The organism is Methylobacillus pratensis (assembly GCF_054072455.1).
The window spans coordinates 625,410-651,061 of sequence record NZ_JBSUSR010000001.1 but is presented as its reverse complement, the minus strand read 5'-3'; the positions used below and the strand labels follow the sequence as shown (position 1 = coordinate 651,061).

General features: G+C 58.9%; 24 protein-coding genes. 6 read left to right on the top strand and 18 right to left on the bottom strand.

Annotated features, from left to right (window positions below; all coding sequences use genetic code 11):
* Positions 1-28: 28 nt before the first annotated feature.
* The 4 genes from ACW4YW_RS02940 to gnd all read right to left on the bottom strand — a co-directional run bounded on the left by ACW4YW_RS02940 (position 29) and on the right by gnd (position 5,534).
* Positions 29-2,269 (bottom strand): Orn/Lys/Arg family decarboxylase, encoded by a 2,241-nt coding sequence (locus ACW4YW_RS02940; protein ID WP_457136185.1) that lies wholly within the window; start codon positions 2,267-2,269, stop codon positions 29-31.
* 132 nt (positions 2,270-2,401) lie between these two features.
* Positions 2,402-2,968, bottom strand: coding sequence for a dCTP deaminase (gene dcd, locus ACW4YW_RS02935; RefSeq protein WP_457136184.1), 567 nt, complete (start codon positions 2,966-2,968; stop codon positions 2,402-2,404).
* Between the two features lie 113 nt (positions 2,969-3,081).
* Entirely contained in the window at positions 3,082-4,560 is a 1,479-nt protein-coding gene (gene zwf / locus ACW4YW_RS02930; RefSeq protein ID WP_457136183.1) for a glucose-6-phosphate dehydrogenase, read from the bottom strand.
* A 62-nt stretch (positions 4,561-4,622) separates the two neighbouring features.
* On the bottom strand, positions 4,623-5,534 hold the full coding sequence (gene gnd, locus ACW4YW_RS02925) for a phosphogluconate dehydrogenase (NAD(+)-dependent, decarboxylating) (RefSeq protein ID WP_457136182.1): 912 nt from the start codon (positions 5,532-5,534) through the stop codon (positions 4,623-4,625).
* Positions 5,535-5,682: 148 nt separating this feature from the next.
* On the opposite strand from gnd, the gene pgl reads away from it, so the two are divergent.
* A complete protein-coding gene (pgl, locus tag ACW4YW_RS02920; protein WP_457136181.1) occupies positions 5,683-6,390 on the top strand; it encodes a 6-phosphogluconolactonase in 708 nt (235 codons plus the stop codon).
* A 68-nt stretch (positions 6,391-6,458) separates the two neighbouring features.
* Here pgl and apbC read toward each other — a convergent pair whose 3' ends face one another.
* Positions 6,459-7,547 carry an iron-sulfur cluster carrier protein ApbC gene (gene apbC, locus ACW4YW_RS02915; protein WP_457136180.1) on the bottom strand — a complete coding sequence of 363 codons (1,089 nt, stop codon included), beginning with the start codon at positions 7,545-7,547 and terminating at the stop codon, positions 6,459-6,461.
* A gap of 111 nt (positions 7,548-7,658) precedes the next feature.
* Between apbC and metG the strand changes: the two genes are divergently transcribed.
* Positions 7,659-9,728: a methionine--tRNA ligase gene (metG, locus tag ACW4YW_RS02910; RefSeq protein WP_457136179.1), complete on the top strand. Its 2,070-nt coding sequence runs from the start codon at positions 7,659-7,661 to the stop codon at positions 9,726-9,728.
* Positions 9,729-9,788: 60 nt separating this feature from the next.
* On the opposite strand, the gene ACW4YW_RS02905 is transcribed toward metG, so the two are convergent.
* The 11 genes from ACW4YW_RS02905 to aat all read right to left on the bottom strand — a co-directional run bounded on the left by ACW4YW_RS02905 (position 9,789) and on the right by aat (position 19,121).
* Positions 9,789-10,088 carry a ComEA family DNA-binding protein gene (locus ACW4YW_RS02905; protein WP_309564861.1) on the bottom strand — a complete coding sequence of 100 codons (300 nt, stop codon included), beginning with the start codon at positions 10,086-10,088 and terminating at the stop codon, positions 9,789-9,791.
* 117 nt (positions 10,089-10,205) lie between these two features.
* On the bottom strand, positions 10,206-10,904 hold the full coding sequence (gene pyrF, locus ACW4YW_RS02900) for an orotidine-5'-phosphate decarboxylase (RefSeq protein ID WP_457136178.1): 699 nt from the start codon (positions 10,902-10,904) through the stop codon (positions 10,206-10,208).
* Positions 10,901-12,064, bottom strand: a complete 1,164-nt coding sequence (gene lapB, locus ACW4YW_RS02895; protein ID WP_457136177.1) for a lipopolysaccharide assembly protein LapB — start codon at positions 12,062-12,064, stop codon at positions 10,901-10,903. Before lapB ends, pyrF begins: the two co-directional genes overlap by 4 nt.
* A gap of 71 nt (positions 12,065-12,135) precedes the next feature.
* Positions 12,136-12,393 (bottom strand): LapA family protein, encoded by a 258-nt coding sequence (locus ACW4YW_RS02890; protein ID WP_457136176.1) that lies wholly within the window; start codon positions 12,391-12,393, stop codon positions 12,136-12,138.
* A 111-nt stretch (positions 12,394-12,504) separates the two neighbouring features.
* The gene (locus tag ACW4YW_RS02885) at positions 12,505-12,792 is read right to left on the bottom strand and encodes an integration host factor subunit beta (RefSeq protein ID WP_407994225.1); all 288 of its coding nucleotides are present in this window, start codon (positions 12,790-12,792) and stop codon (positions 12,505-12,507) included.
* Between the two features lie 12 nt (positions 12,793-12,804).
* Positions 12,805-14,514 carry a 30S ribosomal protein S1 gene (gene rpsA, locus ACW4YW_RS02880; protein WP_407994224.1) on the bottom strand — a complete coding sequence of 570 codons (1,710 nt, stop codon included), beginning with the start codon at positions 14,512-14,514 and terminating at the stop codon, positions 12,805-12,807.
* A gap of 84 nt (positions 14,515-14,598) precedes the next feature.
* Entirely contained in the window at positions 14,599-15,288 is a 690-nt protein-coding gene (cmk, locus tag ACW4YW_RS02875) for a (d)CMP kinase (protein WP_457136175.1), read from the bottom strand.
* 23 nt (positions 15,289-15,311) lie between these two features.
* Positions 15,312-16,601, bottom strand: a complete 1,290-nt coding sequence (gene aroA / locus ACW4YW_RS02870; protein ID WP_457136174.1) for a 3-phosphoshikimate 1-carboxyvinyltransferase — start codon at positions 16,599-16,601, stop codon at positions 15,312-15,314.
* A gap of 2 nt (positions 16,602-16,603) precedes the next feature.
* Positions 16,604-17,485, bottom strand: a complete 882-nt coding sequence (locus tag ACW4YW_RS02865) for a prephenate dehydrogenase (protein WP_457136173.1) — start codon at positions 17,483-17,485, stop codon at positions 16,604-16,606.
* Positions 17,486-17,667: 182 nt separating this feature from the next.
* The gene (locus tag ACW4YW_RS02860; protein WP_457136172.1) at positions 17,668-18,429 is read right to left on the bottom strand and encodes an arginyltransferase; all 762 of its coding nucleotides are present in this window, start codon (positions 18,427-18,429) and stop codon (positions 17,668-17,670) included.
* The gene (gene aat / locus ACW4YW_RS02855) at positions 18,426-19,121 is read right to left on the bottom strand and encodes a leucyl/phenylalanyl-tRNA--protein transferase (protein ID WP_457136171.1); all 696 of its coding nucleotides are present in this window, start codon (positions 19,119-19,121) and stop codon (positions 18,426-18,428) included. The genes ACW4YW_RS02860 and aat overlap by 4 nt, the downstream gene beginning before the upstream one ends.
* Positions 19,122-19,222: 101 nt before the next feature.
* On the opposite strand from aat, the gene ACW4YW_RS02850 reads away from it, so the two are divergent.
* The gene (locus ACW4YW_RS02850) at positions 19,223-19,588 is read left to right on the top strand and encodes a hypothetical protein (protein WP_457136170.1); all 366 of its coding nucleotides are present in this window, start codon (positions 19,223-19,225) and stop codon (positions 19,586-19,588) included.
* Positions 19,589-19,701: 113 nt separating this feature from the next.
* Here the strand turns inward: ACW4YW_RS02850 and ACW4YW_RS02845 are convergent, their stop codons facing one another.
* Positions 19,702-19,944 carry a hypothetical protein gene (locus ACW4YW_RS02845; RefSeq protein ID WP_457136169.1) on the bottom strand — a complete coding sequence of 81 codons (243 nt, stop codon included), beginning with the start codon at positions 19,942-19,944 and terminating at the stop codon, positions 19,702-19,704.
* Between the two features lie 11 nt (positions 19,945-19,955).
* On the opposite strand from ACW4YW_RS02845, the gene ACW4YW_RS02840 reads away from it, so the two are divergent.
* Both ACW4YW_RS02840 and ACW4YW_RS02835 read left to right on the top strand, forming a co-directional pair.
* A complete protein-coding gene (locus ACW4YW_RS02840) occupies positions 19,956-21,353 on the top strand; it encodes a TolC family protein (RefSeq protein ID WP_457136168.1) in 1,398 nt (465 codons plus the stop codon).
* The gene (locus ACW4YW_RS02835) at positions 21,353-22,720 is read left to right on the top strand and encodes a multicopper oxidase family protein (protein ID WP_457136167.1); all 1,368 of its coding nucleotides are present in this window, start codon (positions 21,353-21,355) and stop codon (positions 22,718-22,720) included. Before ACW4YW_RS02840 ends, ACW4YW_RS02835 begins: the two co-directional genes overlap by 1 nt.
* A gap of 36 nt (positions 22,721-22,756) precedes the next feature.
* Here ACW4YW_RS02835 and ACW4YW_RS02830 read toward each other — a convergent pair whose 3' ends face one another.
* Positions 22,757-22,948: a heavy-metal-associated domain-containing protein gene (locus ACW4YW_RS02830; RefSeq protein WP_457136166.1), complete on the bottom strand. Its 192-nt coding sequence runs from the start codon at positions 22,946-22,948 to the stop codon at positions 22,757-22,759.
* 399 nt (positions 22,949-23,347) lie between these two features.
* Between ACW4YW_RS02830 and ACW4YW_RS02825 the strand changes: the two genes are divergently transcribed.
* Complete coding sequence (locus ACW4YW_RS02825) at positions 23,348-25,555, top strand: heavy metal translocating P-type ATPase (RefSeq protein WP_457136165.1); 2,208 nt, start codon at positions 23,348-23,350, stop codon at positions 25,553-25,555.
* Positions 25,556-25,652: the final 97 nt, after the last annotated feature.

The following is a 25,652-nucleotide window of genomic DNA, read 5'->3' as shown; positions in this document are numbered from 1 at the left end:
GGATTGTCCCGCAGATTCAACTTAAGCCTTAATTGGCAACGCAATCCACAAAATAGCGCGCCTTGCCATCCACGACTTCCTTCACCAGTCCGTGTACGTCGGTCTCGAAGCCCGGGAAGCGCTCGTTGAAGTCGCGCGCGAAACGTAGGTAGTTGATGATGACCTTGTTGAAGCGTTCGCCGGGAATCAGCAACGGAATGCCGGGCGGGTAGGGCGTCAGCAACACTGCGGTGATGCGGCCTTCCAGTTCGTCGATCAGGACGCGGTCGATCTTGCGGTGGGCTACCTTGGCGAACGCATCGGTAGGTTTCATGGCCGGCACCATGTTGGACAAATACATTTCCGTGGTCAGGCGCGCCACGTCATTGGCCTTGTATATTTCGTGGATCTGCGTGCACAAGTCGCGCAGGCCGATCCGCTCGTAGCGTGGATGCTTGGCGACGAATTCAGGCAGCACCTTCCAGAGAGGCTGGTTCTTGTCGTAATCGTCCTTGAACTGCTGCAAGGCCGTCACCATGGTGTTCCAGCGGCCCTTGGTGATGCCGATGGTGAACATGATGAAGAAGGAGTAGAGGCCGGTTTTCTCCACAATCACGCCATGCTCGGCCAGGTACTTGGTGACGATGGCGGCGGGGATGCCGATCTCGTCGGAGAATGCGCCGTCGACATCCAACCCCGGAGTGATGATGGTGGCTTTGATCGGGTCGAGCATGTTGAAGCCTTCGGCCAGATTGCCGAAGCCGTGCCAGCGTTCGCCGGCCTTCAGCATCCAGGCGGCGCGCTCCTCTATGCCTTCCTCGGAGAGGTCGTCCGGGCCCCAGACCTTGAACCACCAGTCGCTGCCCCATTCCTCGTCCACCTTGCGCATGGCGCGGCGGAAATCCAGGGCTTCCATGATGGACTCCTCCACCAGGGCGGTGCCGCCCGGCGCTTCCATCATGGCCGCGGCGACATCGCAGCTGGCAATGATTGAGTATTGCGGGCTGGTCGACGTGTGCATAAGATAAGCCTCGTTGAAGAGGTCGCGGTCCAGTTGTATGTCCTGCGCGTCCTGCACCAGAATTTGCGATGCCTGGCTCAGGCCGGCGAGCAATTTGTGGGTGGACTGGGTGGAAAACACCATGGATTCCTTGCAGCGCGGACGGTCGGCGCCGATGGCGTGATAATCGCCGTAGAAGTCATGGAAAGTGGCGTGCGGCAGCCAGGCTTCGTCGAAATGCAGCGTGTCGATCTTGCCATCGAGCATTTCCTTGATTTCCTCGACGTTGTAAAGCACGCCGTCGTAGGTGGATTGAGTGATGGTCAGCACGCGCGGCTTGACTGTCTTGTCGCCGATGAACGGGTTTGCCTCCAGCTTTTTCTGGATGTTCTCCCAGGAAAACTCTTCTTTCGGAATCGGGCCGATGATGCCGAAATGGTTGCGGGTCGGCATCAGGAAGATCGGGATCGCGCCGGTCATGATGATGGAGTGCAATACCGACTTATGGCAGTTGCGGTCCACGATCACGACGTCGCCCGGCGCCACGGTGGAATTCCAGACGATCTTGTTGGAGGTGGAAGTGCCGTTGGTGACGAAGTAGAGATGGTCGCAATTGAAGATGCGTGCCGCATTGCGCTCGGAAGCCGCTACCGGTCCGGTGTGATCGAGCAGTTGTCCCAGTTCGTCGACTGCATTGCAGACGTCGGCGCGCAGCATGTTCTCGCCGAAGAACTGGTGGAACATCTGGCCGACCGGCGACTTGAGGAAGGCGACGCCGCCTGAGTGCCCGGGGCAGTGCCATGAATACGAGCCGTCGGCTGCGTAATGGGTGAGCGCGCGGAAGAAGGGCGGTGGCAGGCTGTCCAGGTAGGTGCGCGCTTCACGCACGATATAGCGTGCGACGAATTCAGGGGTATCCTCGAACATATGGATGAAACCATTCAGTTCGCGCAGGATTTCGTTGGGAATATGGCGCGAGGTGCGGGTTTCGCCGTGCAGGAAGATGGGGATTTCCTCGTTACGGAAGCGGATTTCGTCCACGAAATTACGCAGGTTTTCCAGCGCTTCCGGCGACTCCTCGATGAATTCCTCGTCATCTATCGACAGGATGAAGGCGGAGGCGCGGCTTTGCTGCTGGGCGAACGAAGTCAGGTCGCCGTAGCTGGTGACGCCCAGCACCTCGAAACCTTCATCCTCGATGGCCTTGGCCAGCACGCGGATGCCCAGGCCGGAAGAGTTTTCTGAGCGGAAGTCCTCGTCAATGATGACGACGGGGAAACGGAATTTCATGAAGCCTCCTAAAGGCATACAGGGTCTGTTACCAGGCTGTTCACGGACAACCTGGCAACAGACCCCTCATTAAAAAAGCGCAATATAGCACAATCATTCGCGATTAATATGACCGCGAGCCATGTGTTGCGGTCAGATTTTTGGCAGGGTGACTCCCACTTGGCCCTGGTATTTGCCGCCTCTGTCCTTGTAAGAGGTCTCGCACTCCTCGTCGGACTCGAAGAACAGCACCTGGGCGCAACCCTCGCCAGCATAGATCTTGGCCGGCAGCGGGGTGGTATTGCTGAATTCCAGCGTTACATAACCTTCCCATTCCGGTTCGAACGGGGTGACGTTGACGATGATGCCGCAACGCGCGTAAGTGGATTTGCCCAGGCAGACGGTGAGCACGCTGCGCGGAATGCGGAAATACTCGACCGTACGCGCCAAGGCAAACGAGTTAGGCGGGATAATGCAGAAATCGTTCTTGAATTCGACAAATGAATTTGGATCGAAATTCTTGGGGTCGACAATAGTGCTGTTGATATTGGTGAAGACCTTGAATTCGTTGGCGCAACGGATATCGTAGCCATAGCTCGAGGTGCCGTAGGAGACGATTTTCTCGCCGTTCACCTGGCGGATCAGAGTGGGCTCGAAGGGCTCGATCATGCCGTGCTGTTCTGCCATGCGGCGTATCCACTTGTCGGATTTGATGCTCATTGATGTGCTTCCGTTAGAAAGACAAAAAAGCGAAGTGTACGGATAACCAGCTTTTCTCGCCAGCTATCCGGATCACGACGCTTTGATCAGGTTGTCAAAAATTCAAAAAAGGCTTAATGCTTGTCGCCGCCCAGCTGGATGCTGTAGCGCCAGAACTGGTCTTCGTGCTCGAAAATCACCTTGGAGGCTTCTGGATCGCTGCTGCCGGCTGGGTATTGATGCACGGGCTGGCGGTCCTTGGCCCAGGCCTCGATGACCGGGTCGACCAGGCGCCACTGGGCTTCCACTTCGCTGATATGCAGGTAGAGCGAGTTGTCGCCTTCCATCAGGTTCAGCAGCAGGGCCTCGTAGGCGTCAATGGTTTCATCGCCTTCCTGGCGGTTTGCACCGTCGAGCTCGATCGTGCGAGTGGCGATATCCAGGCCGGGAATCTTGGACTGGATTTCCAGCTTGATGCATTCGCGCGGCTGGATGCCGATGATGAGCCAGTTCTGGTCCTGTCCATTGCCCAGTTGAAGTGGCGCTTTCTTGAAGCGGATGGCGATGCGGGTGTCGGCCTCGTGCAGGCGCTTGGCTGTGCGGATATAGAACGGCACGCCTTTCCAGCGCGGATTGTCGATGAACAGCTTGAGCGCGGCGTAGGTTTCGACCACGCTGCTGCTGTCGCCGAGCTCTTCCAGGTAGCCGGGCACTTTTTCACCCTTGACCTTGCCTGCGGAGTATTGCGCGCGGAACGCGTTCTTTTCCAGTTCGGCGACCGGAATCGGGCGGATGGCTTCCAGTACCTTGATCTTCTCGGCGCGGATATCATCCGGGCTCAGGGAGGCGGGCTGTTCCATGGCGGTCAGCGCCAGGGTTTGCAGCACGTGGCTCTGGATCATGTCGCGCAAAGCACCCGTGGCATCGTAGAACTGGGTGCGCTCGCCGACGCCGAGCTGTTCGGTATTGGTGATCTGCACGTGGTCGATGTAGTCCTTGTTCCACAAGGGCTCGAGGATGGTATTGGCAAAGCGTTGCAGCATGATGTTCTGCAAGGCGGATTTGCCGAGATAATGGTCGATGCGGTAGATCTGGCTTTCCTTGAGGTGCTTGGTGATCGAGGATTGCAGTTCCTGCGCGGTCTTCAAATCGGTGCCGAACGGTTTCTCCACCACGACGCGGCGCCAGTATTTGTCTTCCTGGGTCAATCCGACGCCGGCCAACTGGTCGACGATGGTCGCGAAGTCGGAAGGGCGCACGGAGAGGAAATAAGCCAGGTTCTGCGGGAACACGGCTTCGTTCGACAAGGTTTCCTTCAGGCGCGTGAACGCAGTCGGATCATCAGGCGGATTGGCATGGTAGTGATGGCGCTCGATGAAGCGCTTGAACACTGCCTGGTCATAGCCCTTGGGGAACTTGGCATCCAGCATGCCCTTGATGTCGGCCAACCAGGCTTCGCGGGCAACCTGGCCCCGTCCGACAGAAAGGATGGCCATTTTTTCCGGCAAGCGGCCTGCCTGGTCAAGACGGAACAAGCCAGGCATGAGCTTGATGCGGGAGAGGTTGCCGCTCGCACCAAACAGGACAAGGGTACAGGGGTCTATGACTTTCATTCAGTATTCTCTAAATAGGATGGATATCATAAAAGGCCATGCCTGGGCATGGCCTGGGCACATTACTTGGTCTTGACTGCGTGGCCGCCAAACGCGTTACGCATCAGGGACAGCAGCTTGTAGCTATAGCCTTTGGAATCCTGGCTTCTGAAACGCGCTTGCAATGCCACGGTCAACACTGGAGCCGCCACGCCTTGATCCACGGCTTCCACCACGGTCCAGCGGCCTTCGCCGGAGTCTGCGACGTACGGGGCGATCGTGGAGAGTTCCTGGTCATGCGCCAATGCTTCGGCGGTCAGGTCGAGCAGCCAGCTGCGGACGACGGAGCCATGGCGCCAGAGTTCGGTGATCTGGGCGAGGTCGAGGTTGAACTCTTCCTTGCCCTTGAGCAGGTCCAGGCCTTCGGCAAAAGCCTGCATCATGCCGTACTCGATGCCGTTGTGGATCATCTTGGTGAAGTGGCCGGAGCCAACCGGACCGACATGAGCCCAGCCACGGTCTTCGTGGGTCAGCGCCTTGGCAATTGGCTCAATGGTGTCTGCCGCTTCCTTGGTGCCGCCGTACATCAGGCAGTAGCCGTTCTCCAGGCCCCAGATGCCACCGGAAGTCCCACAGTCAATGAAATCAATGCCATGCTCGGCCAGCCATGCGCCACGGCGTTGGCTGTGCTTGTAGTTTGAGTTGCCGCCATCGACAATGATGTCGCCCTTGCCCAGCAGTGGCACGAGGTCCTTGATCTGGTTTTCGGTGATCTCGCCGCTAGGCAGCATGATCCAGACGATTTTCTTGGCTTCGCCCGATAGCTTGGATACTGCATCTGCGACGGAGGTGGCGGGAATCATGCCGTGGGTCAGGGAAATCTGGTTGACTGCGTCCTGATTGAAGTCGAAGCCGACGACTTCAATGCCGTGTTTCAGGAGGCGGCGTGCCATGTTGCCACCCATTTTTCCTAGACCGATGATTGCAAGTTTCATTGAATTTTTTCCTTGATGAGGATCATGCCATCGTCACTTTGAGGCGCTTCCTTTTGGGCAAGACCGTTTTAGATGAGATGGGCCTGGGTTGATAATGTTAAAATTCTCAAGATAGAGCTCGGTAATTATAACGTGAAGGTTTTATATCATGCAAAATACAACACAGTCCCTGGTGATTAACAATCAGGTGAGCCGATGGCAGGTGTACAGCGCGCAGGAGGCGCTATACAGCAGTGCCGTCGAGCATATCGAAGAGGCTGCGCGCAATGCGATCGCCGGCCATGGCAAGTTCAGCATCGTGCTCGCCGGCGGCAGCACCCCCAAGAGCATCTACCAGTTGCTGCCCAGGATCGACACCGACTGGAGCAAATGGCATGTATTCTACGGCGATGACCGTTGCCTGCCGCCTGAGCATGAGGAGCGCAACAGCCTGATGGCGCATGAAGCCTGGCTCAAGCATGTGGCGATTCCCTCATCCCAGATTCACGACATTCCAGCGGAGCGCGGCCCGGTGGAAGCGGCACAGGCCTACAACCAAACCTTGGCAGCCGTGGGCGACTTCGATCTCGTGTTGCTGGGCTTGGGTGAAGACGGCCATACCGCCAGCCTGTTCCCCGGCCATGGCTGGGACGACGCGCAGTCCGCAGTGCCGGTGTTCGACGCGCCGAAGCTGCCGCCAGAGCGGGTTTCCATCAGCGCCGCGCGCCTGAGCCAGGCACGGGAAGTCATCTTCTTCGTCACCGGCGCGGGCAAGCAGGAAGCCGTCGACAACTGGCGCCGCGGCGAGCCTATCCCGGCCAGCCTGATCAAGCCCAAGAACGGCGTGGACGTCTATATCTTTGGCGTGACTTTATAAAACTGACATATCAATCCATCAAGGCCCGGTGAGGGCCTTGATGATTTCGGGGAGCTGAAATCTCTGCCTCAGGTTTTCTGGATCACGATATTGGGGAACTTGCTGCTGTAATCCTGGCTGAGGTTTGCCAGCTTGACCGCGGCCCGGCGGGCAATCGATTTGTAGATGCCGGCAAGCTGGCCTGACGGATCGGTGACGACAGTCGGCTTGCCGCCGTCAGTCTCTTCGCGGATGCGGATGTCCAACGGCAGGCTGCCCAATAGTTCCGTATCGTAGTCGGCGCACATCCTGGCCGCGCCTCCGGCGCCGAATATGTGCTCTTCATGCCCGCATTGCGAACAGATATGCGTGCTCATGTTCTCGACAATGCCGAGGATGGGAATGCCGACCTTCTCGAACATTTTGAGCCCCTTGCGGGCATCCAGCAGCGCAATGTCCTGCGGGGTGGTGACGATGATGGCGCCGGTGACCGGTACTTTCTGCGCCAGGGTGAGCTGGATGTCCCCTGTGCCCGGGGGCAGGTCGACCACCAGGTAGTCCAGGTCCTTCCAGCGCGTGTCGCGCAGCAATTGCTCCAATGCGCCCACGACCATCGGGCCGCGCCAGACCATGGGCGTGTCGACATCGACCAGGAAGCCAATGGACATGGCCTGCACGCCATAGTGCTCTAGCGGCTCCATGCTTTTGCCGTCGGCGCTTTCCGGCTTGCCCGAGATGCCCAGCATTTGCGGCTGGGATGGGCCGTAAATATCGGCATCGAGTATGCCGACGCGTGCGCCTTCCGCGGCCAGGGCCAGGGCCAGGTTGACTGCCGTGGTGGATTTGCCGACGCCGCCCTTGCCCGATGCGACGGCGATGATGTTCTTGACGTTGGGGATGAGCTGTACACCGCGTTGCACCTTGTGCGAGACAATACGGCTGGTGACGCCCACCGTGACGTTATCCACGTCGGGTAATGATTTCACTGCCTGCGTCACCAAGTCCCTGATCTCTCCCAGGATGCTGTGTGCCGGGTAATCGAGCACGATATCGACCGAGACATGGCTGCCGGTAATGGCAATCTGGCGAGCAGACTTGCTGCTGACAAAGTCTTTGCCGGTGTTGGGGTCAATCACGGCGCGAAGGGCATCCTGCACCTGGGATTCGGTAAGCGGCATGTGGTTTTCCTGCAGATTCGTTGGATGGGACATTCTAGCGTATGCGGATTGCTTATGTGAAACCGTGTCAGTTTGCTAGAATGCGAGATTCTCTTTTGTCGCTTGTGATTGATGATCATGTCCGGAAACACGCCTGCTAACACCGCGTCACGCAAATTACTGGTGACCTCTGCTTTGCCCTATGCCAATGGCAGTATTCACCTTGGCCACATGGTGGAGTATGTCCAGAGCGATGTCTGGGTGCGTTTCCAGAAGATGCAGGGGCATACCGTGCATTACGTCTGCGCCGACGACACCCATGGCACGCCCATCATGTTGCGTGCGGAAAAGGAAGGCATCTCGCCGGAAGAGCTGATCGGGCGCGTGCACAGCGAGCACTATGCTGACTTCAGCGATTTCCTGGTGGCGTTTGATAACTATTATTCCACCAACTCCGAGGAAAACCGCGAGTTGTCCGGCCGGATCTACCGCGAGCTCAAGGCGAACGACAAGATCGCCACGCGCACGATCGAGCAGTATTACGACCCGGTCAAGAACATGTTCCTGCCCGACCGCTTCATCAAGGGCGAATGTCCCAAGTGCCATGCCAAGGACCAGTATGGCGATTCCTGCGAATCCTGCGGTACGACGTATAGCCCGACCGAATTAATCGCGCCTTATTCCGCTGTGTCGGGCGCAACGCCGGTGCGCAAGGAAACCGAGCATTATTTCTTCAAGCTGAGCGAGTGCGAGGATTTCCTCAAGCAATGGACGCGCTCCGGCACCCTGCAGCCGGAAGCCGCCAACAAGATGGGGGAGTGGTTTGCCTCGGGCCTGTCGGACTGGGATATCTCCCGCGATGCGCCGTACTTCGGTTTCGAGATTCCCGATGCGCCGGGCAAATATTTCTATGTCTGGCTGGACGCGCCTATCGGCTACATGGCGAGTTTCAAGAACTTGGCAACGCGCGAAGGGCTGGATTTCGACGAGTACTGGAAGCAGGACAGCCAGGCCGAGCTATACCACTTCATCGGCAAGGATATCCTGTATTTTCATGCCCTGTTCTGGCCTGCTACATTGAAATTCTCCGGCTACCGCCAGCCCACGCGGATATTCGCCCACGGCTTCCTGACTGTGAACGGCGAGAAAATGTCCAAGTCGCGAGGCACCTTCATCACGGCGCGCAGCTATCTCGACCACGTGAAGAATCCCGAGTATCTGCGTTACTACTATGCGGCCAAGCTCAATGGCACCATGGAGGATATCGACCTCAACCTGGAGGATTTCGTCGCGCGCGTGAACAGCGACCTGGTGGGCAAGTACATCAATATTGCTAGCCGTACTGCCGGATTCATTGCCAAACGCTTCGACAGCAAGCTGGGTGCCGTGGGCGAGAACGAGGTGATTGCGGAATTGCGCGCCGCTGCGGAGAGCATACGCGACAGTTTCGACAACCGCGATACCGCACGCGCGCTGCGCGACATCATGGCATTGGCGGACAAGGCCAATGCCTATGTGGCGGAACACGCGCCATGGGAGTTGGCGAAGCAGCCCGAGCAAACGGCAGCGCTGCATGAAGTCTGTTCTGTCGCCCTGGAAATATTCCGCCTGCTCACCTTGTACCTCAAGCCGGTATTGCCGGGATTGGCGCAAGCTATCGAGACCTTCCTCAATATCGATCCGTTGACCTGGGCCGATATTGACCGCCCGTTGCCGGCCGGCCACCAGATACAGGCCTATCAGCACCTGATTACCCGCATTGACCCCAAGCATGTGGAAGCCATGGTCGAAGCGAACAAGGAATCGCTGCAAACCCAGGCTACTGCGGTACCGGCACAAAAGCAGGCAGTGTCGGAAGCGACAGCGGAAGATGCTTACATCTCGATCGACGATTTCACCAAAGTGGATTTGCGTATTGCGCGCATTGTCAATGCCGAGCATGTGGAGGGCGCTGAAAAGCTGCTCAAGCTGAGCCTGGACATTGGCGAGGAAAAGCCGCGCCAGGTCTTTGCGGGCATCAAGTCCGCCTACGATCCTGAAAGCCTGAAGGGGCGCCTGACCGTGATGGTGGCGAACCTTGCCCCACGCAAGATGAAGTTCGGCCTGTCGGAAGGCATGGTGCTCGCTGCGAGCGATGAGCGAGGCGGACCATTTATCCTCTCGCCGGATAGCGGTGCCCAACCAGGCATGCGCGTTAAATAAATAGATTGCCAGGTAAAATAAAAGCCCCTATGAAGGGGCTTTTGTTTTTTAATGCGGCGCTTATTTCTTGTCGTTTTTCGCCGTTGTCGCTTTTTCCGCCTTGGGCGTTTTGCCGACGGAAAGTTCACCGCGCAGGTTGTCTACGCTCTTCTTGCCAAACCCTTTCACGTTGCCCAAGTCGTCAACCGACTTGAAATTGCCGTTAGCCTTACGGTAATCGACAATCGCCTGGGCTTTTGCCGGGCCGATGCCTTTTACCGATTCCAGTTCCACCGCAGAGGCGGTATTGAGGTCAACCGCAGCCATGGCATTGAACGTCAACCCAAACAAGATCAGGACTGCAAACAACAAAGATTTCATGATGCTCTCCTCTAAAATGTTGGTAAGACCCTGTTGTTCCAGGGAAAAACCATCATATGCCTCATGCTGGGCATGAGCTATTGGAGGAATGTATAGTTTTTCTGTAAGCGCTTTTCCTTATTTTTCCAGGATTGAGTCCTGAATGTGGTGCAAGGCAGCTAGCGGATCGGCAGCCTTGGTGATGGGGCGGCCTATCACCAGGTAATTGGAACCCAGTGCCAGTGCATCGGCAGGAGTGACTACGCGGGACTGGTCGTCGAGGGCTGCATCGGCAGGGCGGATGCCGGGCGTCACCAGGCAGAAGTCATTGCCCAATGCCCGGCGCAGCACAGGCGCTTCCTGGGCGGAGCAGACCACGCCATCCAGGCCTGCCTGCTGCGTCAGGGTTGCCAGGCGCAGCACATGCTGCTCGACCGGGGTATTAATTCCCAGCTCTGCCAGTCCTTCCTGGTTCATGCTGGTCAATACCGTGACTGCAATCAACAAAGGAGAGTGGCCGCTGCGGGCAACGCCCTCGCGTGCTGCCTGCATCATCTGACTGCCGCCTGAAGCATGCACGTTGAGCATCCATACGCCGAGTTTGCTTGCCGCTTCGCAAGCTTTGGCAACCGTGTTGGGAATATCGTGGAACTTGAGGTCGAGGAACACGCCAAAGCCGCGCTTGACCAGCTCTTCCACCAGTTGCGGGCCGGCAGTCGTGAACAGCTCCTTGCCTACTTTGACCCGGCACAGGGCGGGGTCGAGTTGCCGGGCCAGCCCGAGGGCGCTTGCAGCATCGGCGTAGTCAAGGGCGACGATAATCTTGGGGTCGGTCATACGGCGGATTCTTTGGTTTCGGGTGAGAGGGATTCCCAGGCATTGCATGCCGGACATTGCCAATGGAAGTTGCGCGCGCGGAAGCCGCATTGGTCGCAGTAGTGCGCGCTGCGGTTGCCAATCGCGTAACGCACGGTCTGCTGCATCAGCAACGCATCTTGCTGGTTTGCCCCTTCCAGAAGCGATTGCGCCCGCAGGAATTGATCCAGGGTTTGCAGGCTGGGCTTGCGGCGCAGTTCCTCCCTGGCGAGCTCTTCGGCGCTGGCTGCGCCTTCTTCGCTCAAGGTGGTTTCATAGACCAGGTTGAGGATGGCCGGAAGCTTGTAGGTCTGCAAATAACCCTTGAGCAGGGCGATGCCCTCGTCCAGATTGTTCAAGGCCTTGTAGCTGTTGAGCAGCTTGGGAGCGACGAGCCCGAGATATTCGGGACGCTGGAACTCAACGCGCTTCCAGAAGGAGATGGCCTGTTTATGGTTGCCGGCGCCGGCCTCGAGGTCGCCCAGCATGATATTGGCGCGGACGCAGCGCTTGTCGGCTTCAATCGCCGTCTCCAACTCATGGCGCGCGCTATGGACATCATGCTCGAGGATGGCCTTCATCGCGATTTCACAGTGAAATTGCGCGACTTCCTTGCGGAAGGAGATGCCGGACAGGCGTTCAAGTTCTATCGCGCTCTTGATGGCATGGTGCCATTCGCGCTCGCGGATATAGATTTCCAACAGGGCGCGCAATGCGGTTTGCTTGTAGCGGCTGTCGTGCAACGAGGTGAACAATTCTTCCGCGCGGTCGAACAGGCCGGCTTTGAGGTAGTCCTGCGCGAGCTCGGCCATGACCGCCTGCTTCTGCTGGTCCGGCAGTTCCTTGCGCTCCAGCAGGTTGAGGTGCAGGTGGATGGCGCGGTCGACTTCGCCGCGGCGGCGGAACAGGCTGCCCAGTGCGAAATGCAGCTCCATGGAGTCGGCATTGGCTTGCACCGCCTCGATGAAGGCTTCGATCGCCTTGTCGTGCTGGTCGCTAATGAGGAAGTTCAAGCCCTTGAAATAAGCTGCCGGCAAGGCGGTGGACTCGGTCAGCAATTGGTTGATGTCCACGCGTGCGGCCAGCCAGCCGAGCGTGAAGAAGAGGGGAAGGGCGAGTAGCCACCAGTATTCAAATTCCATGATTGGTTTCCAGGCCTGTGGTCAACATGACAGGCATTCAGCGAGGGATGGCATCACAAGTCATACGCTTGTTATTTGTTCATCTTCAGGTTCTTGATTTCTTTTTCCAGTGCCAGCAGCTTGCGGCGCTGGCTGATCAGTGATCCCAGGCAGGCAATGACGCCGGCAATGATGCCGCTGAAGAATGTGATCAGAAGCATGAGGGAGAGCGGCGCTTTCCAAGAGTAGCCCAGGTAATAGGCAAGCTCGACGGGTTCTGCGTTCTTGAAGGCAAATCCAAGCAGCAGGATGAACAGCAAGACGCCAAGTATCGTATATAAGGTGCGCATGCCCCGATTTTACCCAAGCATCGTCAAGGCGTGCAGGATTTGATGTAAAAAAATAAAAAAGCGGTAGCATCATTGATGCTACCGCTTTTCCTAGCACAGCAGTCTGCGTGCTTAATTGCTGTTGCCGTCTACACGCTCACGCAACTCCTTGCCGGCCTTGAAGTGAGGTACGTGTTTCTCGGGTACCTGCACCTTTTCGCCAGTCTTGGGATTGCGTCCCAGCCGTGGCGGGCGGTAGTTCAGGCTGAAGCTACCGAAACCACGGATTTCAATGCGTTCACCAGAAGCGAGATTATCCGTCATGGAGTCAAGGATTGCCTTGACGGAAAGTTCTGCATCCTTGACGACCAGTTGCGGAAAGCGCGCAGCCAGGTTGGCAATCAACTCCGATTTGGTCATGACGCTATGACCTTACTCGTTGTTTTTGCCGTCGAGCTTGGCTTTCAGCAATGCACCAAGGTTGGTGGTGCCAGCGGAACCGGCATCATTGCTGAACTTCTGCAATGCATCAGCTTCATCGGCAAGATCCTTCGCCTTGATGGACAGGGCGATGGAGCGGTTCTTGCGGTCGATGTTGGTGATGCGGGCTTCGATTTCTTCGCCTTCCTTGAGCACGGTAGAAATGTCGTCTACCTTGTCACGGGAAACTTCGGAAGCACGCAGGTAACCTTCAACTTCGTTGTCCAGGGCAATCACGGCACCCTTGGCTTCGAGAGACTTGACGGTGCCCTTGACGATGGCGCCCTTGTCATTCAGTGCGGTGTAGGCGCTGAACGGGTCGCTGTCGAGCTGCTTGACGCCCAGGGAGATACGTTCCTTCTCAACGTCGATGCTGAGTACGACGGCTTCGAGTTCGTCACCCTTCTTGAAGTTGCGGATCGCTTCTTCGCCAGGCTGGTTCCAGGACAGGTCGGACAAGTGCACCAGGCCGTCGATACCGCCAGGCAGACCGATGAATACGCCGAAGTCGGTGATGGACTTGATCTGGCCGCTGACCTTGTCACCCTTCTTGTGGGAAGCAGCAAAGTCATCCCATGGGTTGGCCTGGCATTGCTTCATGCCCAGGGACAGACGACGACGGTCTTCGTCGATTTCCAGGATCATCACTTCTACTTCGTCGCCGAGTTGAGCGATCTTGGCAGGGTGAACGTTCTTGTTTGTCCAGTCCATTTCGGAAACGTGCACCAGACCTTCGATGCCTGGCTCGATTTCAACGAATGCGCCGTAGTCGGTCAGGTTGGTCACCTTGCCGAACAGGCGTGTGCCGACTGGGTAGCGGCGGCCCAGGGCAACCCATGGATCGTCGCCCAGTTGCTTGATGCCCAGGGAAACGCGGTTTTTCTCTTGGTCGAACTTGAGGATCTTGGCTTCAACTTCTTCACCTACGGTCAGCACTTCGGATGGGTGCTTGACGCGGCGCCATGCCAGGTCGGTGATGTGCAGCAGGCCGTCGATACCGCCCAGGTCAACGAACGCACCGTAGTCGGTGATGTTCTTGACGATACCCTTGACCACTGCGCCTTCCTTCAGGGATTCGAGCAGTGCTTCGCGGTCAGCGCCCATGGTTTCTTCCAGCACAGCGCGGCGGGAAACCACAACGTTGTTACGCTTGCGGTCGAGCTTGATAACCTTGAAGTCCCATTCCTTGTTTTCGAAAGGAGTGGTGTCCTTGACAGGGCGCAAGTCAACCAGGGAGCCTGGCAGGAACGCGCGGATGCTGTTGACCATGACGGTCAGGCCACCCTTGACGCGGCCATTGACCATGCCCTTGATGATGCGGGATTCGTTCATTGCCTCTTCGAGGTCTTGCCATGCAGCGAGGCGCTTGGCCTTTTCGCGCGACAGCTTGGTGGAACCATAACCATCTTCCAGGGATTCGATGCAGACCTTGACGAAGTCGCCTGCATTCACTTCGAGTTCGCCGCGGTCATTGCGGAACTCGGAAGCGGGGATCACGCTTTCCGACTTCAGGCCGGCGTTGACAATAACGAAGTCGTCATCGACGGAGACAACTTCGGCGGTGATCACTTCACCGGAGCGCATTTCCTGGCGAGCCAGGCTTTCCTCGAACAGGGCTGCGAAGCTTTCCATGGAGGAGGTTGTGGTTGAAAGGTTAGCCATTAAAAAAATATCCAGATAATCCCGCCGTGCAGCGGGTCAAATTAAAAAAACCATGAACCGGTGAGATTCACGGCACTCGTACTACTACAAAACCTGATTTCCAGTGTCAGCGCGGCTGTAATCCAGTATCGCATCGACCGCCTGGTCTATGCTAAGGTCGCTGGTTTCCAGCAACTTCGCGTTCTCGCTTTTTTGCAATGGTGCAACGGCTCTTTGGCTGTCCCTTGCATCACGGGTTTGCAAATCCTGCAAGATTTCCGCGAGATTAGCATGGATTCCTTTTTCTATCAACTGTTTATAGCGTCTCTCGGCCCTGACCTCGGCACTGGCAGTGAGGAATATCTTGGTTTGGGCGTCAGGGAAGACCACGGTCGCCATGTCGCGTCCATCCGCGACCAGGCCGGGCGCCTTGCGGAAGCTTTGCTGCAGGTCGAGCAGAGCACGGCGCAATGCCGGGTGGACGGCGACTTCCGAGGCGCCGCGGCTGATTTGTTCGGTGCGTACCGCTTTGGTGATGGTTTCGCCGTCCAGGTAGATTTCTCCTGCAGAAAAGCGAATATCCAGGCCTGCAGCCATGTCTGCCAGCGCGGCTTCATCCTGCCAGCTGATGCCGCGCCTGAGTGCTGCAAGGGCGGCAATGCGGTAAATGGCCCCCGAGTCGAGGTAGTGATAGCCCAGGGTTTGCGCCACGCGCTGCGCAACGGTGCCCTTGCCCGAGGCGGATGGGCCGTCGATGGCGATGACGGGAACGGCGGAGGTTTGCATGTCAGTCATTGGAAATACGAAAGCAATTTGTTTTACGCCTGCAGCAAGGTGGCAAAGCGCTCGAAATAATCCGGGAAGGTCTTGGCGACGCAATTCGGGTCGTTGATCACGATAGGCACGCCGCCGAGGGCGACCAGCGAGAAGCACATGGCCATGCGGTGATCGTCATAGGTGTCGATTTGTGCGTCGGGAACCAGTTCTGCGGGAGGCGTGATGCGGAGATAGTCGCTGCCTTCCTCGACAATCGCACCCACCTTGCGCAGCTCTGTCGCCATGGCGGTGAGGCGGTCGGTTTCCTTGACGCGCCAGCTCGCGATATTGCGTAAAGTGCTCGGACCGTCGGCAAACAATGCCAGGATGGCTAGCGTCATCGCCGCATCCGGTATGTGGTTGCAGTCAAGGTCTAGCGCCTTGAGCTTGCCGGGCGTCGAACGGACCTCGATCCAGTTGTCCCCGGTGCTGACGGTAGCCCCCATCAATTCAAGCGCCTCGATAAAGCGCACGTCGCCCTGGATGCTGTTGCGGCCTACGCCTTCCACCTTGACGGGACCGTGGCCGATCGCTCCCGCTGCCAGGAAGTAGGAGGCGGAGGAGGCGTCTCCCTCGACCTGGACAATGCCCGGGCTCTTGTAGGTGCTGCCGGCAGGGATGGTGAATGCATTCCAGCCGTCGCGCAGCACTTCGATGCCGAACCTGTGCATGAGGTTGAGCGTGATCTCGATATAGGGCTTGGAAATCAATTCGCCGACGACTTCAATGCGGGCTGCACGGCCCGTGAGCGGCAAGGACATCAACAAGGCGGTCAGGAATTGGCTGGAGACGTCGCCGCGTACGCGGAGCGCCTGGCTGGTGTCCAGCTGTGCCGGGCGGATATGCAGGGGAGGGAAGCCGGGGTTCTGTAGATACTCGATGGAGGCGCCAGCAGCATTGAGCGTATCCACCAGGTCGCCGATCGGGCGCTCGTGCATGCGCGCGATGCCCGACAGTTCGTAGTCCCCTTGCGACAAGGCCAGGGCCGCCGTCAATGGGCGGAAGGCGGTGCCGGCATTGCCGAGGAACAATTTGGCCTGCTTGACCGGGAATTGTCCTCCTGTTCCCTCCACCTGCCATTGATGAGTGCCGGTCTGCTCCAGTTTGACGCCGAGCGTGTGCAGGGCTTCGAGCATGCGTTGCGTATCGTCAGATGCGAGCAGCTCGTGAATCTCGGTATTGCCTTGCGCCAGCGCTGCAAGCAACAGGGTACGGTTGGAGATGCTTTTCGAGCCCGGCAGCTTGACTGTGCCGTGGGCGTGACGTGCGGCAGGCAGGGTCAGGGTTTCCATGCTTAATTCTTCCATGATGCGGATGTGTTGCGCCCGGCCCAGGCATTGCGGGCATGGCTGGCACGTTCAAAGGTAGCTTGAAGGCCGGCTGCATCGCCTTGTTCCAGGGTGTGGCGCAGATCGGCGAGAGCTGCCTGGTAGTGGTCCAGCTCCTGCAGCAGGGCAGTACGGTTGGCAAGGCTGATGTCGCGCCACATTTCCGGCGAGCTGCCCGCAATGCGGGTGAAGTCGCGGAAGCCGCTGGCGGCGAACTCGAAGAACTGGTCCGCATCCGGACGGGCGGCCAATTCATCCACGAGGGCAAAGGCCAGCAGGTGCGGCAGGTGGCTGACCGCGGCAAAGACGGTGTCATGCCCGCTCGGGCTCATTTCGCGCACGACGGCGCCGGTGCTGGCCCAGAGCGCGCGAACCGCCTGGACCGCTGCCGGGTCGGTATGCTCGCCCGGGGTGAGCACCACATTCTTGTTCTGGTATAGCGTGGCTTGCGCGGCAGAGGGGCCGCTTTTCTCCGCGCCTGCAATCGGGTGGCCGGGCACGAAGCGCGATGCCGCATTGCCGAGGATGTGCTGTGCCTGTTCGGCGATATCGGCCTTGGTGCTGCCCGCATCGGTGACGATGGTCTTGTCTGCGAGGTGGGGGGCAATACGCTGCAAGATAGGGGCAATCTGCGCCACCGGGGTGGCGATCATGACCACGTCCGCATCTTGGAGCGTTGCGGCGAGGTCGCTCACGGCTTCATCGATGATGCCAAGGGCGAGGGCTTCCTGCAGGCTGTCGCCCGTGCGTCCGACGCCGGTGATATGCCAGCCTGCGTTTGCTGCCTTGAGCGCAAGTGCGAGCGAGCCGCCAATCAGGCCGACGCCGAAAACAAGCAGTTTTTTCAAGATGAGGATAAAGCGCGGAGTTAAAAGCGCAATTGTAACATGCCGGCCGTCATCATCTGGATGGGGAAAGGCAACCAAGACGTTTTGTGCGAAGGCAGATAAGCACAAAACGCCGGTTGCAGGAGATGACAAGGAGTAATGCTAGGAGTGGTGAACGCGGAATTGGTTCACTGCAGGCAGTATTATTTTTGTTGTTCAGGCTGTTCAGTGTGAGGCTGTTCTGCATGGATCGGGCGCCATTCGCCGTCGATCAAGCCTTCCTGGGGCAGGAAGTTTTGCTTGTAGGCCATCTTGCGGCTTTCCTTGATCCAGTAGCCCAGGTAAAGGTAAGGCAGGTTGAGGCTCGCGCACCAGTCCAGCAGCCAGAGGATGTTGTAAGTGCCGTAACTCGCATGGCGGTCCGCCGCATCATAGAAGGTATAGACCGCGGAAACGCCGTCGCGTACGATGTCCACGACGCTGACCATTTTCAGTACGCCGTTTTCGCGGAATTCCACCATCAGGCTTTCGACATTGCTCTGTACCAGGAAATTGCGGTATTGCTCCGCGGTTTCCGGGTCGCCGGAACCGCCCTCATGCCGGGCGACCTGGTACGCGGAATAGAGGGCAAAGTGCTCTTCCGAGAATGTCAGCTCCATGAGGGCGACGGACAGGTCCTGGTGCTGCTTCCAGGCCCGGCGCTGGCTGCGGCTGGGCCGGAAGTCCGCCACCGGCAGCCTGACAGGGATGCAGGCATGGCAGGTCTCGCAATGGGGGCGGTAGGCAAACTTGCCGCTGCGGCGGAAACCTAGCTGTATCAGGCCGCTGTAAGTATGGGCGTCGATTAAATGGTGGGGTGTGGCAATCAGCGATTGCGCTGGTTTATCTGCAAGGTAACCGCAGGAATACGCCGTGGTGGCGTAGAACTGGATTTTGTGCAGGTGCTGTTCGCCGGGCAATGTCATGTCGGATAGTGTACCAACTCATGCAGCCGTTGTGAAAATTCTGCGCGTGGAATTTCACGCGCGCCCAGCGAAGCCAGGTGCTGGGTCTTCATCTGGCAGTCGATCATGCCGCAACCCAGGGCCTGGAGGCGTTGCACCATATGCACGAATGCGAGCTTGGAGGCGTCGGTAGCATGGTGGAACATGGACTCCCCGTAGAACATCCTGCCTAGGCTGACGCCGTACAAGCCCCCTACCAGTTTGCCGTCCATCCAGGTCTCGGCGCTGTGGGCATGGCCGAGCTGGTGCAGCGTGGTATAGGCTTCCATGATGCCTTCGGTGATCCAGGTGCCGTTCTGGCCTTCGCGTGGGGTGGCAGCGCATGCGGCGATCACTTCCTTGAAGGCTGTGTTGTAGCGGATTTCGTAATCCTGGCGCTTGAGCCGCTTGGCCAACGACCTGGATATTTTCAGCTCACCGGGGAGCAGCACCATGCGCGGGTCCGGGCTCCACCACAATACGGGCTCTCCTTCGCTGAACCAGGGGAATATGCCTTGGTAATAGGCGCTGAGCAGGCGTTCGGCAGTCAGTTCGCCGCCGATTGCGATTAACCCGTTGGGCTCCTGCAATGCAGCCTCCAAGGGAGGGAAGGGCGTATTCGCCTGCAATGCACGCACCAGGCCGCCAGGCAAGCGGTAGTATTGATGGCTCATGAGCGTTGGTGAGTAACGGATTGTGGCGACATGGTCAGGATTAGCTTAGCATAATGCAGTTGCGGCTTTGCTGCATGTCCTGATTGTGCTATTTTTCTTCCATGCGCCTTTATCGCACCATCATCCTGTTGCTGCTGACCATGTTCCTCGCGGATACCGTAGCGGCCAGCAGCAGCCTGCATCTGCCTGCCGTTTCCCCTGCGACAGCGCGGCCAGCGGCGCATCAGCATCATGTTACCCACGATCACGCGCAGCATGATGACGGCGCGTATCAGCATGATGAGCAGCATGGCGACAATTGCAGGAACTGCCATGATTGCCTGTCATGCTTCAGCGTATTGCCTATTTCCATCCGCATGTCTACGCCCGATTTGCCGCCTCGCCAGGTGGACATCGCGCCAAGCCTGATTTATTTTCCGCCTGCCCTGGCGCAATGGCAGCGCCCGCCGATCCCGCCCTCCATCTGATCTCGTCATGGCCGCTGCCTCTGCGGCCAAAGGTTTTAATGGCCCGCTTGCATCAAGCAGGCTTCATATCATGAATGGAGAGCATCATGCGATTCAATATAGCCTTGTCAGCTTTAGGCTGCCTGTGCCTTGTCCTGCCCGTGGCGGCAGCAGAGGCTGAAACCGAGCCGAGTCCGGCCTTGCGTCATGAGCCGGTCCTCGGGCAATACCAGAAATTCGAGCAGGGCGCCGCAGCCGCCCCGCTGCAGCCGCATGCCGAACACGATATGCACCACGACCATGCCGGCCATGAGCAGCATCAGCATGCCACGCAACATGATGATGGGCAGCACGGAGACGGCCACCATCACATGCATGGGGAATGATCATGGTCAAGTTGTTGCCTAAGCAATATATATCCTGCCTTGCCATCCTTGCTCTTGCCATCGTCACTGGCCTGCTCAGCGGCTGCGCCACGTTCAGCCGCGACGGCGGCATGGACGATGTACGCTCCACGGTTGCCCAACGCCTGAAACAGGACGTGGCCTTGGATAGTGCTGGAGAGGTTTCTTCGCAGCAGTGGACGGAGGAATTGTTAGCAAAGCCGCTCGGAGTCGAGGAAGCCGTGCAGCTGGCCTTGTTGAACAACCGGGGCCTGAAAGCCGGTTTCGCCGCGCTCGGCATTGCCGAAGCGGACCTGGTGCAGGCCGGGCGCTTGCCAAATCTGCGTTTCTCCATGCTGTACACGCGCCATGACGGCGACTACAAGATCGAGCAGTCGTTCACCTTCAATCTATTTTCCCTGCTGACGATGCCTCAGGCCAAGGCCGTGGAGCAGCAACGCTTCGAACAGGCCAAGCGCGAGGTGAGCCTGCAGGTGCTGGCCTTGGCGCAGGCAACCCGGCAAGCCTGGGTTGCGGCTGTCGCGGCGGAGCAATCGTCGCTGTATGCCGCGCAGGTGATGCAGGCGGCGGAAGCGGCGGCCGAGCTGGCGCGGCGCATGCACCAGCAAGGCAACTGGAGCAAGCTGGACCAGGCGCGCGAGCAAAGCTTTTATGCCGATGCCGCGCTGGAGTATGCGGCGGCGCGCGAACACCAGCGCATGACGCGCGAGCGGTTGTCACGCGTGATCGGGCTGGGGAACAGCGAGCAATTCACGCTGCCGCCGCGCCTGCCTGATCTGCCGGCCAAGGAGGAGGATCTCTTGCAGGTGCAGCAGCAGGCTTTCCTGCAGAGGCTGGACTTGCTGGCGATGCGTGCCGAGGTGGATGCGCTCGCCAAGCAGCTCGGCTTGAGCAAGACCACGCGCCTGATCAATGTGCTGGATATCGGCCCGGCCCGCGTGCTGGAGGGGCGGCGCGGCGAGGCTTACAAGAAGGGCATCACGCTGGGCTTTGAACTGCCATTGTTCGACTGGGGCAGCGCGCGCGTGAAGCGCGCCGAGGCAATCTATACGCAGGCGCTCGAGCGTACGGCACAAACAGCCATCGATGCTGAAACCGAGGTGCGGGCCGCATATGCACGCTACCGCGTGCGTTACGAAATGGCGCGCCATGTCCAAGACGAGATCGTGCCGCTGCGCCAGCGCATTCTGCAAGAGCACCAGCTGCGCTACAACGGCATGCTGCTCAGCGCCTTCGAATTGCTTGCGGACGCGCGCGAGCAGGTCAGCAGCGTAAGCCGGTATATCAATGCCGTGCGTGATTTCTGGCTGGCGGACGCCGGGCTGACGATGGCGACCATGGGGCCCGTGGCATCGCTGGATGCGAATGGAAGGGGAGAATAATGTTGAATCGCCGTGATTTTTTCAAGCTGGGGGCGGCCGCAGTGGCGGCAGGCACGGTCAGCAAGGTGGCAATGGCGGCTTTGCCGGAAATTGCCAGCATGGGGAGTGCAGAAACCCAGGTGCCGCGTGCGCCAGGCAACGGCAGGCCTTTTCACCCGGTGGTGACCTTAAACGGCTGGAGCCTGCCCTGGCGCATGCGCGACGGCGTCAAGGAGTTCCACCTGGTGGCGGAACCCGTGGTGCGGGAGATCGCGCCCGGCATGCAGGCGCATCTGTGGGGTTACAACGGCCAGAGCCCTGGGCCGACGATCGAGGTGGTGGAGGGGGATCGCGTGCGCATCTACGTCACCAATCGCCTGCCGGAGGCAACCAGCGTCCACTGGCACGGGCAGCGCCTGCCCAATGGCATGGACGGCGTGAGCGGCCTCACGCAACCGGCGATCCCGGCCGGCAAGACCTTCGTTTACGAATTCGAGGCCAAGCGCGCCGGTACCTTTATGTATCACCCGCATGCCGACGAAATGGTGCAAATGGCCATGGGCATGATGGGGTTCTGGGTCACGCACCCGAAAAATCCCGATTTCATGCGCGTGGACCGGGACTATGTTTTCCTTATCAATGCCTATGACATCGACCCTGGCAGTTACACGCCCAAGGTGGCGACCATGCTGGAGCACAATCTCTGGACCTTCAACAGCCGCGTGTTCCCGGGTATAGCCCCGATGGTGGCCGGACTGAACGAACGGGTGCGCATACGCGTCGGCAACCTCAGCATGACCAACCATCCTATCCATCTGCACGGGCACGAGTTTACCGTGACGGGGACTGACGGCGGCTGGGTCCCGCCTGCGGCGCGCTGGCCGGAAGTGACCACCGATATCGCAGTCGGCCAGATGCGCGCGGTCGAGTTTGTCGCCGATGCGCCGGGAGACTGGGCTTTCCATTGCCACAAGAGCCACCATACCATGAATGCCATGGGCCACCAGGTGCCGACCATGATAGGCGTAGAGCAGAAAGGGCTGGTCGACAAGATCACGCAGCTGCTGCCGGACTACATGCCCATGGGCGAAAGCGGCATGGCGGAAATGGGCGAGATGGACATGCCCCTGCCGGAAAATACCCTGCCGATGATGAGCGGCAAGGGCCAGTTCGGGGACATGCACATGGGCGGCATGTTTACTGCGGTCAAAGTGCGTGCGGGATTGAAGGTCGGAGATTACAGCGATCCGGGAGATTACCCGAATCCTCCCGGTACGGTGGCGCACGAAGTCGACGCCAGCGGAGTGCCGGTGAGCAGGGCGCCCGCTGCAAGCGGCGAGGGGCATACCTTGCATATCAGGAAGCCGGGTGGGCATGAAGGGCATTAGCGTCACGCCCTCTGAATTGGTCCGGCAGCGCGGTATCTATTCAGGCGTGTAGCCGGCTTCGCTGATCGCATCGCGAAAGCGGGCGATATTGGCGTTGCTGTCTATATGCACGGCCTTTTCCGCGAGGTCCACCGTGACTTTTGCCTGCGGGTCGACCGCCTGCGCAGCCTGGGTGATCGTCTGTACGCAATGATTGCAGCTCATGTCGTTGACCTTGAATGTATGCATGAATAGCTCCAGATTGAAAAATTGAGAATTGGTTGGATACAGGCGCAACAGTATGCGCCTTTCCCGCATGATAAAGTCAAGCCTTGGCCTAAGAACCTGTTCAAAGTCTTTTTATAGGATACGTTGAATCGGCAAGGCAGCTGAAGCAAGGCGCAAACCGCAGACGTGCTCATTGCCCGGCGAGGATTTGCAACGCAGCAGCGGCTGCCTTGACGGTTCAACCCGCAGGGCATGAGTTGAAAACGCGCCCGTTCTGCGTTGCAGTCCTTGGCAAGGCAATGAGCATTACCTGCGGACTGCGTCTTGACCGGACGCGTTTTCAAGCCATGCGTACCTATAAAAAGACTTTGAATAGGCTCTAAGCCTGTGCAAGATTGATATGATAAGGAAGTTGTCGCGATGACAAAGCAGCCACCATTGGAAAAACTGGATTTCGCCATTACCGGCATGACTTGCGCAGCTTGTGCAGGGCGCATCGAGAAATCCTTGAACAAGCTGCCGGGCGTGCAGCTTGCGAATGTCAACCTGGCAACCGAAAAAGCGCATGTGGAAGCGGTTGGCGCCGACCTGGCGCAACAGGTCGAGCAGGCGGTGTCCAAGCTTGGCTACCAGGCCCGCCTGATCAGGCCGGACGCCCCCATTGCGCCGGTCGAGGATATACAGGGCGGCTGGAAGGTCGGCATCGCCGCCTTGCTGACCTTGCCGCTGGTGCTGCCGATGGCGGGAATGCTGCTGGGACAGCACTGGATGCTGCCCGGTTGGGTGCAGTGGCTGCTGGCAACGCCGGTGCAGTTCTGGCTGGGTGCCCGGTTTTACCGTGCGGGATGGAAGGCTGCGATCAATCTTTCGGGCAACATGGACTTGCTGGTCGCTATCGGGACTTCCGCAGCCTATGGGCTTTCCGTGTACCTGCTCTGGCAGCACTCCGCGCATCTGTATTTCGAGGCCAGCAGCGCCGTCATCACCCTGGTCCTGCTGGGAAAGTGGCTGGAAAGCCGCGCCAAGCGCCAGACCACCGAAGCTATACGCGCATTGCAGGCATTGCGTCCGGATATTGCGCGCGTCCGCCGCGACGGCGTCGAGCGGGATGTGCCATTGGCTGAAGTCATGGTAGGCGACATGGTGCTGGTGCGTCCGGGGGAAAGGGTGCCTGTGGACGGGCTGATACGCGAAGGCAGCAGCCACCTTGATGAATCCATGCTCACTGGCGAAAGCGTGCCGGTCAAGAAAGGGGTGGACGGCAAGGTGACAGGCGGTGCCGTGAATCTGGATGGCGTATTGCTGGTGGAGACGACGGCGATCGGCTCAGAGACCACCCTGTCCCGCATCATCCGCATGGTGGAGGATGCGCAGATCGCCAAGCCGGCCATTCAGCGCTTGGTCGACAAGGTGAGCGCCGTATTCGTGCCGCTGGTGCTGCTAATTGCCGCGCTGACATTGGCAGGGTGGGTGTGGCACGACGGTCAGTGGGAGCAGGCCGTGCTCAATGCGGTGGCGGTGCTGGTGATTGCCTGCCCTTGCGCGCTCGGGCTGGCAACGCCTACTGCCATCATGGCAGGGACTGGCGTCGCGGCGCGATACGGCATCCTCATCAAGGATGCGGATGCGCTGGAGCTGGCGCACAGGATCAATACGGTGGCATTCGACAAGACCGGCACGCTGACGGTGGGCAAGCCGCGCGTGGTCAAGGTGGCCAGCGTGCCGGGACAGGAGCTTCAGTTGCTCAGGCTGGCGGCGGCACTGGAACGGGGCAGCCACCATCCGCTGGCTGTTGCGGTACTGGAGCATGCACAAGCCGCAGGGGTGGAGGCTGCCACCGCGACGGATGCCGTGGCGTTGCCTGGCAGCGGCCTGATGGCGAAGGTCGATGGCCGTCGCGTCTGGCTGGGCAACCAGCGCGCCATGCATCAGGCGGGCGTGGCGACGGATGGCATGCAGGCCGAGCTTGCGTCGCTGACGGGCCACGGGTATACCATTTCCTGGCTTGCCGCGGATAATGACGCAGGGCAGCCTGAACTGCTTGGCCTCATGGCGTTTGGCGATGAGCTCAAGTCCGAGGCTGCGGCGTCGATAGAGCATTTACACGCGCTCGGCATCAGGGTGTTGCTGTTGACAGGCGACAACCAGGCCAGCGCGCAGCGCATCAGCCAGCAACTGGAGCTTGACGAGGTATACGCAGAGCAATTGCCCGATACCAAGGCGGCAGTCGTGACGAGTCTGCGGCAAAAGGACAGAATAGTGGCCATGGTCGGCGACGGCATCAATGACGCGCCTGCGCTGGCTGCGGCGGATATTGGCTTTGCCATGTCCAGCGGGACGGATGTGGCGATGCATACCGCAGCTGTCACCTTGATGCGGAGCAGCCCATTGCTGGTGGCGGATACGATCGCGATTTCGCGCCGTACTTACAGCAAGATAAGGCAGAACTTGTTCTGGGCGTTTATTTACAACCTGGTGGGGATCCCGTTGGCGGCCATGGGGTTGCTGAACCCGGTCATGGCAGGTGCGGCGATGGCCTTGAGTTCGGCAAGCGTGGTCACCAATGCCTTGATGTTGCGGCGCTGGCGGCCTGCAGGGACAGGGCATGCGGAAGGAAATGACCGCTGAATAGCGATTTAGGAACACTAATTGCTTCAATTGTTTAGGGGAGTAGGCAGCGCTTTTAGTGTGGATTCAATGCTGGAATTGGATATCCGGCATTTGA

Coding starts and splice junctions, on each gene's coding strand:
- cmk (WP_457136175.1), bottom strand. CDS start 15,288: ATGACTGACATGCAAACCTCCGCCGTTCCCGTCATCGCCATCGACGGC.
- dcd (WP_457136184.1), bottom strand. CDS start 2,968: ATGAGCATCAAATCCGACAAGTGGATACGCCGCATGGCAGAACAGCAC.
- aat (WP_457136171.1), bottom strand. CDS start 19,121: ATGAGCCATCAATACTACCGCTTGCCTGGCGGCCTGGTGCGTGCATTG.
- aroA (WP_457136174.1), bottom strand. CDS start 16,601: ATGGAAACCCTGACCCTGCCTGCCGCACGTCACGCCCACGGCACAGTC.
- zwf (WP_457136183.1), bottom strand. CDS start 4,560: ATGAAAGTCATAGACCCCTGTACCCTTGTCCTGTTTGGTGCGAGCGGC.
- ACW4YW_RS02850 (WP_457136170.1), top strand. CDS start 19,223: ATGCGCCTTTATCGCACCATCATCCTGTTGCTGCTGACCATGTTCCTC.
- pgl (WP_457136181.1), top strand. CDS start 5,683: ATGCAAAATACAACACAGTCCCTGGTGATTAACAATCAGGTGAGCCGA.
- ACW4YW_RS02825 (WP_457136165.1), top strand. CDS start 23,348: ATGACAAAGCAGCCACCATTGGAAAAACTGGATTTCGCCATTACCGGC.
- ACW4YW_RS02840 (WP_457136168.1), top strand. CDS start 19,956: ATGGTCAAGTTGTTGCCTAAGCAATATATATCCTGCCTTGCCATCCTT.
- ACW4YW_RS02905 (WP_309564861.1), bottom strand. CDS start 10,088: ATGAAATCTTTGTTGTTTGCAGTCCTGATCTTGTTTGGGTTGACGTTC.
- ACW4YW_RS02890 (WP_457136176.1), bottom strand. CDS start 12,393: ATGCGCACCTTATATACGATACTTGGCGTCTTGCTGTTCATCCTGCTG.
- metG (WP_457136179.1), top strand. CDS start 7,659: ATGATCATGTCCGGAAACACGCCTGCTAACACCGCGTCACGCAAATTA.
- apbC (WP_457136180.1), bottom strand. CDS start 7,547: ATGCCGCTTACCGAATCCCAGGTGCAGGATGCCCTTCGCGCCGTGATT.
- ACW4YW_RS02830 (WP_457136166.1), bottom strand. CDS start 22,948: ATGCATACATTCAAGGTCAACGACATGAGCTGCAATCATTGCGTACAG.
- lapB (WP_457136177.1), bottom strand. CDS start 12,064: ATGGAATTTGAATACTGGTGGCTACTCGCCCTTCCCCTCTTCTTCACG.
- pyrF (WP_457136178.1), bottom strand. CDS start 10,904: ATGACCGACCCCAAGATTATCGTCGCCCTTGACTACGCCGATGCTGCA.
- ACW4YW_RS02860 (WP_457136172.1), bottom strand. CDS start 18,429: ATGACATTGCCCGGCGAACAGCACCTGCACAAAATCCAGTTCTACGCC.
- ACW4YW_RS02835 (WP_457136167.1), top strand. CDS start 21,353: ATGTTGAATCGCCGTGATTTTTTCAAGCTGGGGGCGGCCGCAGTGGCG.
- ACW4YW_RS02845 (WP_457136169.1), bottom strand. CDS start 19,944: ATGCATGTGATGGTGGCCGTCTCCGTGCTGCCCATCATCATGTTGCGT.
- rpsA (WP_407994224.1), bottom strand. CDS start 14,514: ATGGCTAACCTTTCAACCACAACCTCCTCCATGGAAAGCTTCGCAGCC.
- ACW4YW_RS02885 (WP_407994225.1), bottom strand. CDS start 12,792: ATGACCAAATCGGAGTTGATTGCCAACCTGGCTGCGCGCTTTCCGCAA.
- gnd (WP_457136182.1), bottom strand. CDS start 5,534: ATGAAACTTGCAATCATCGGTCTAGGAAAAATGGGTGGCAACATGGCA.
- ACW4YW_RS02940 (WP_457136185.1), bottom strand. CDS start 2,269: ATGAAATTCCGTTTCCCCGTCGTCATCATTGACGAGGACTTCCGCTCA.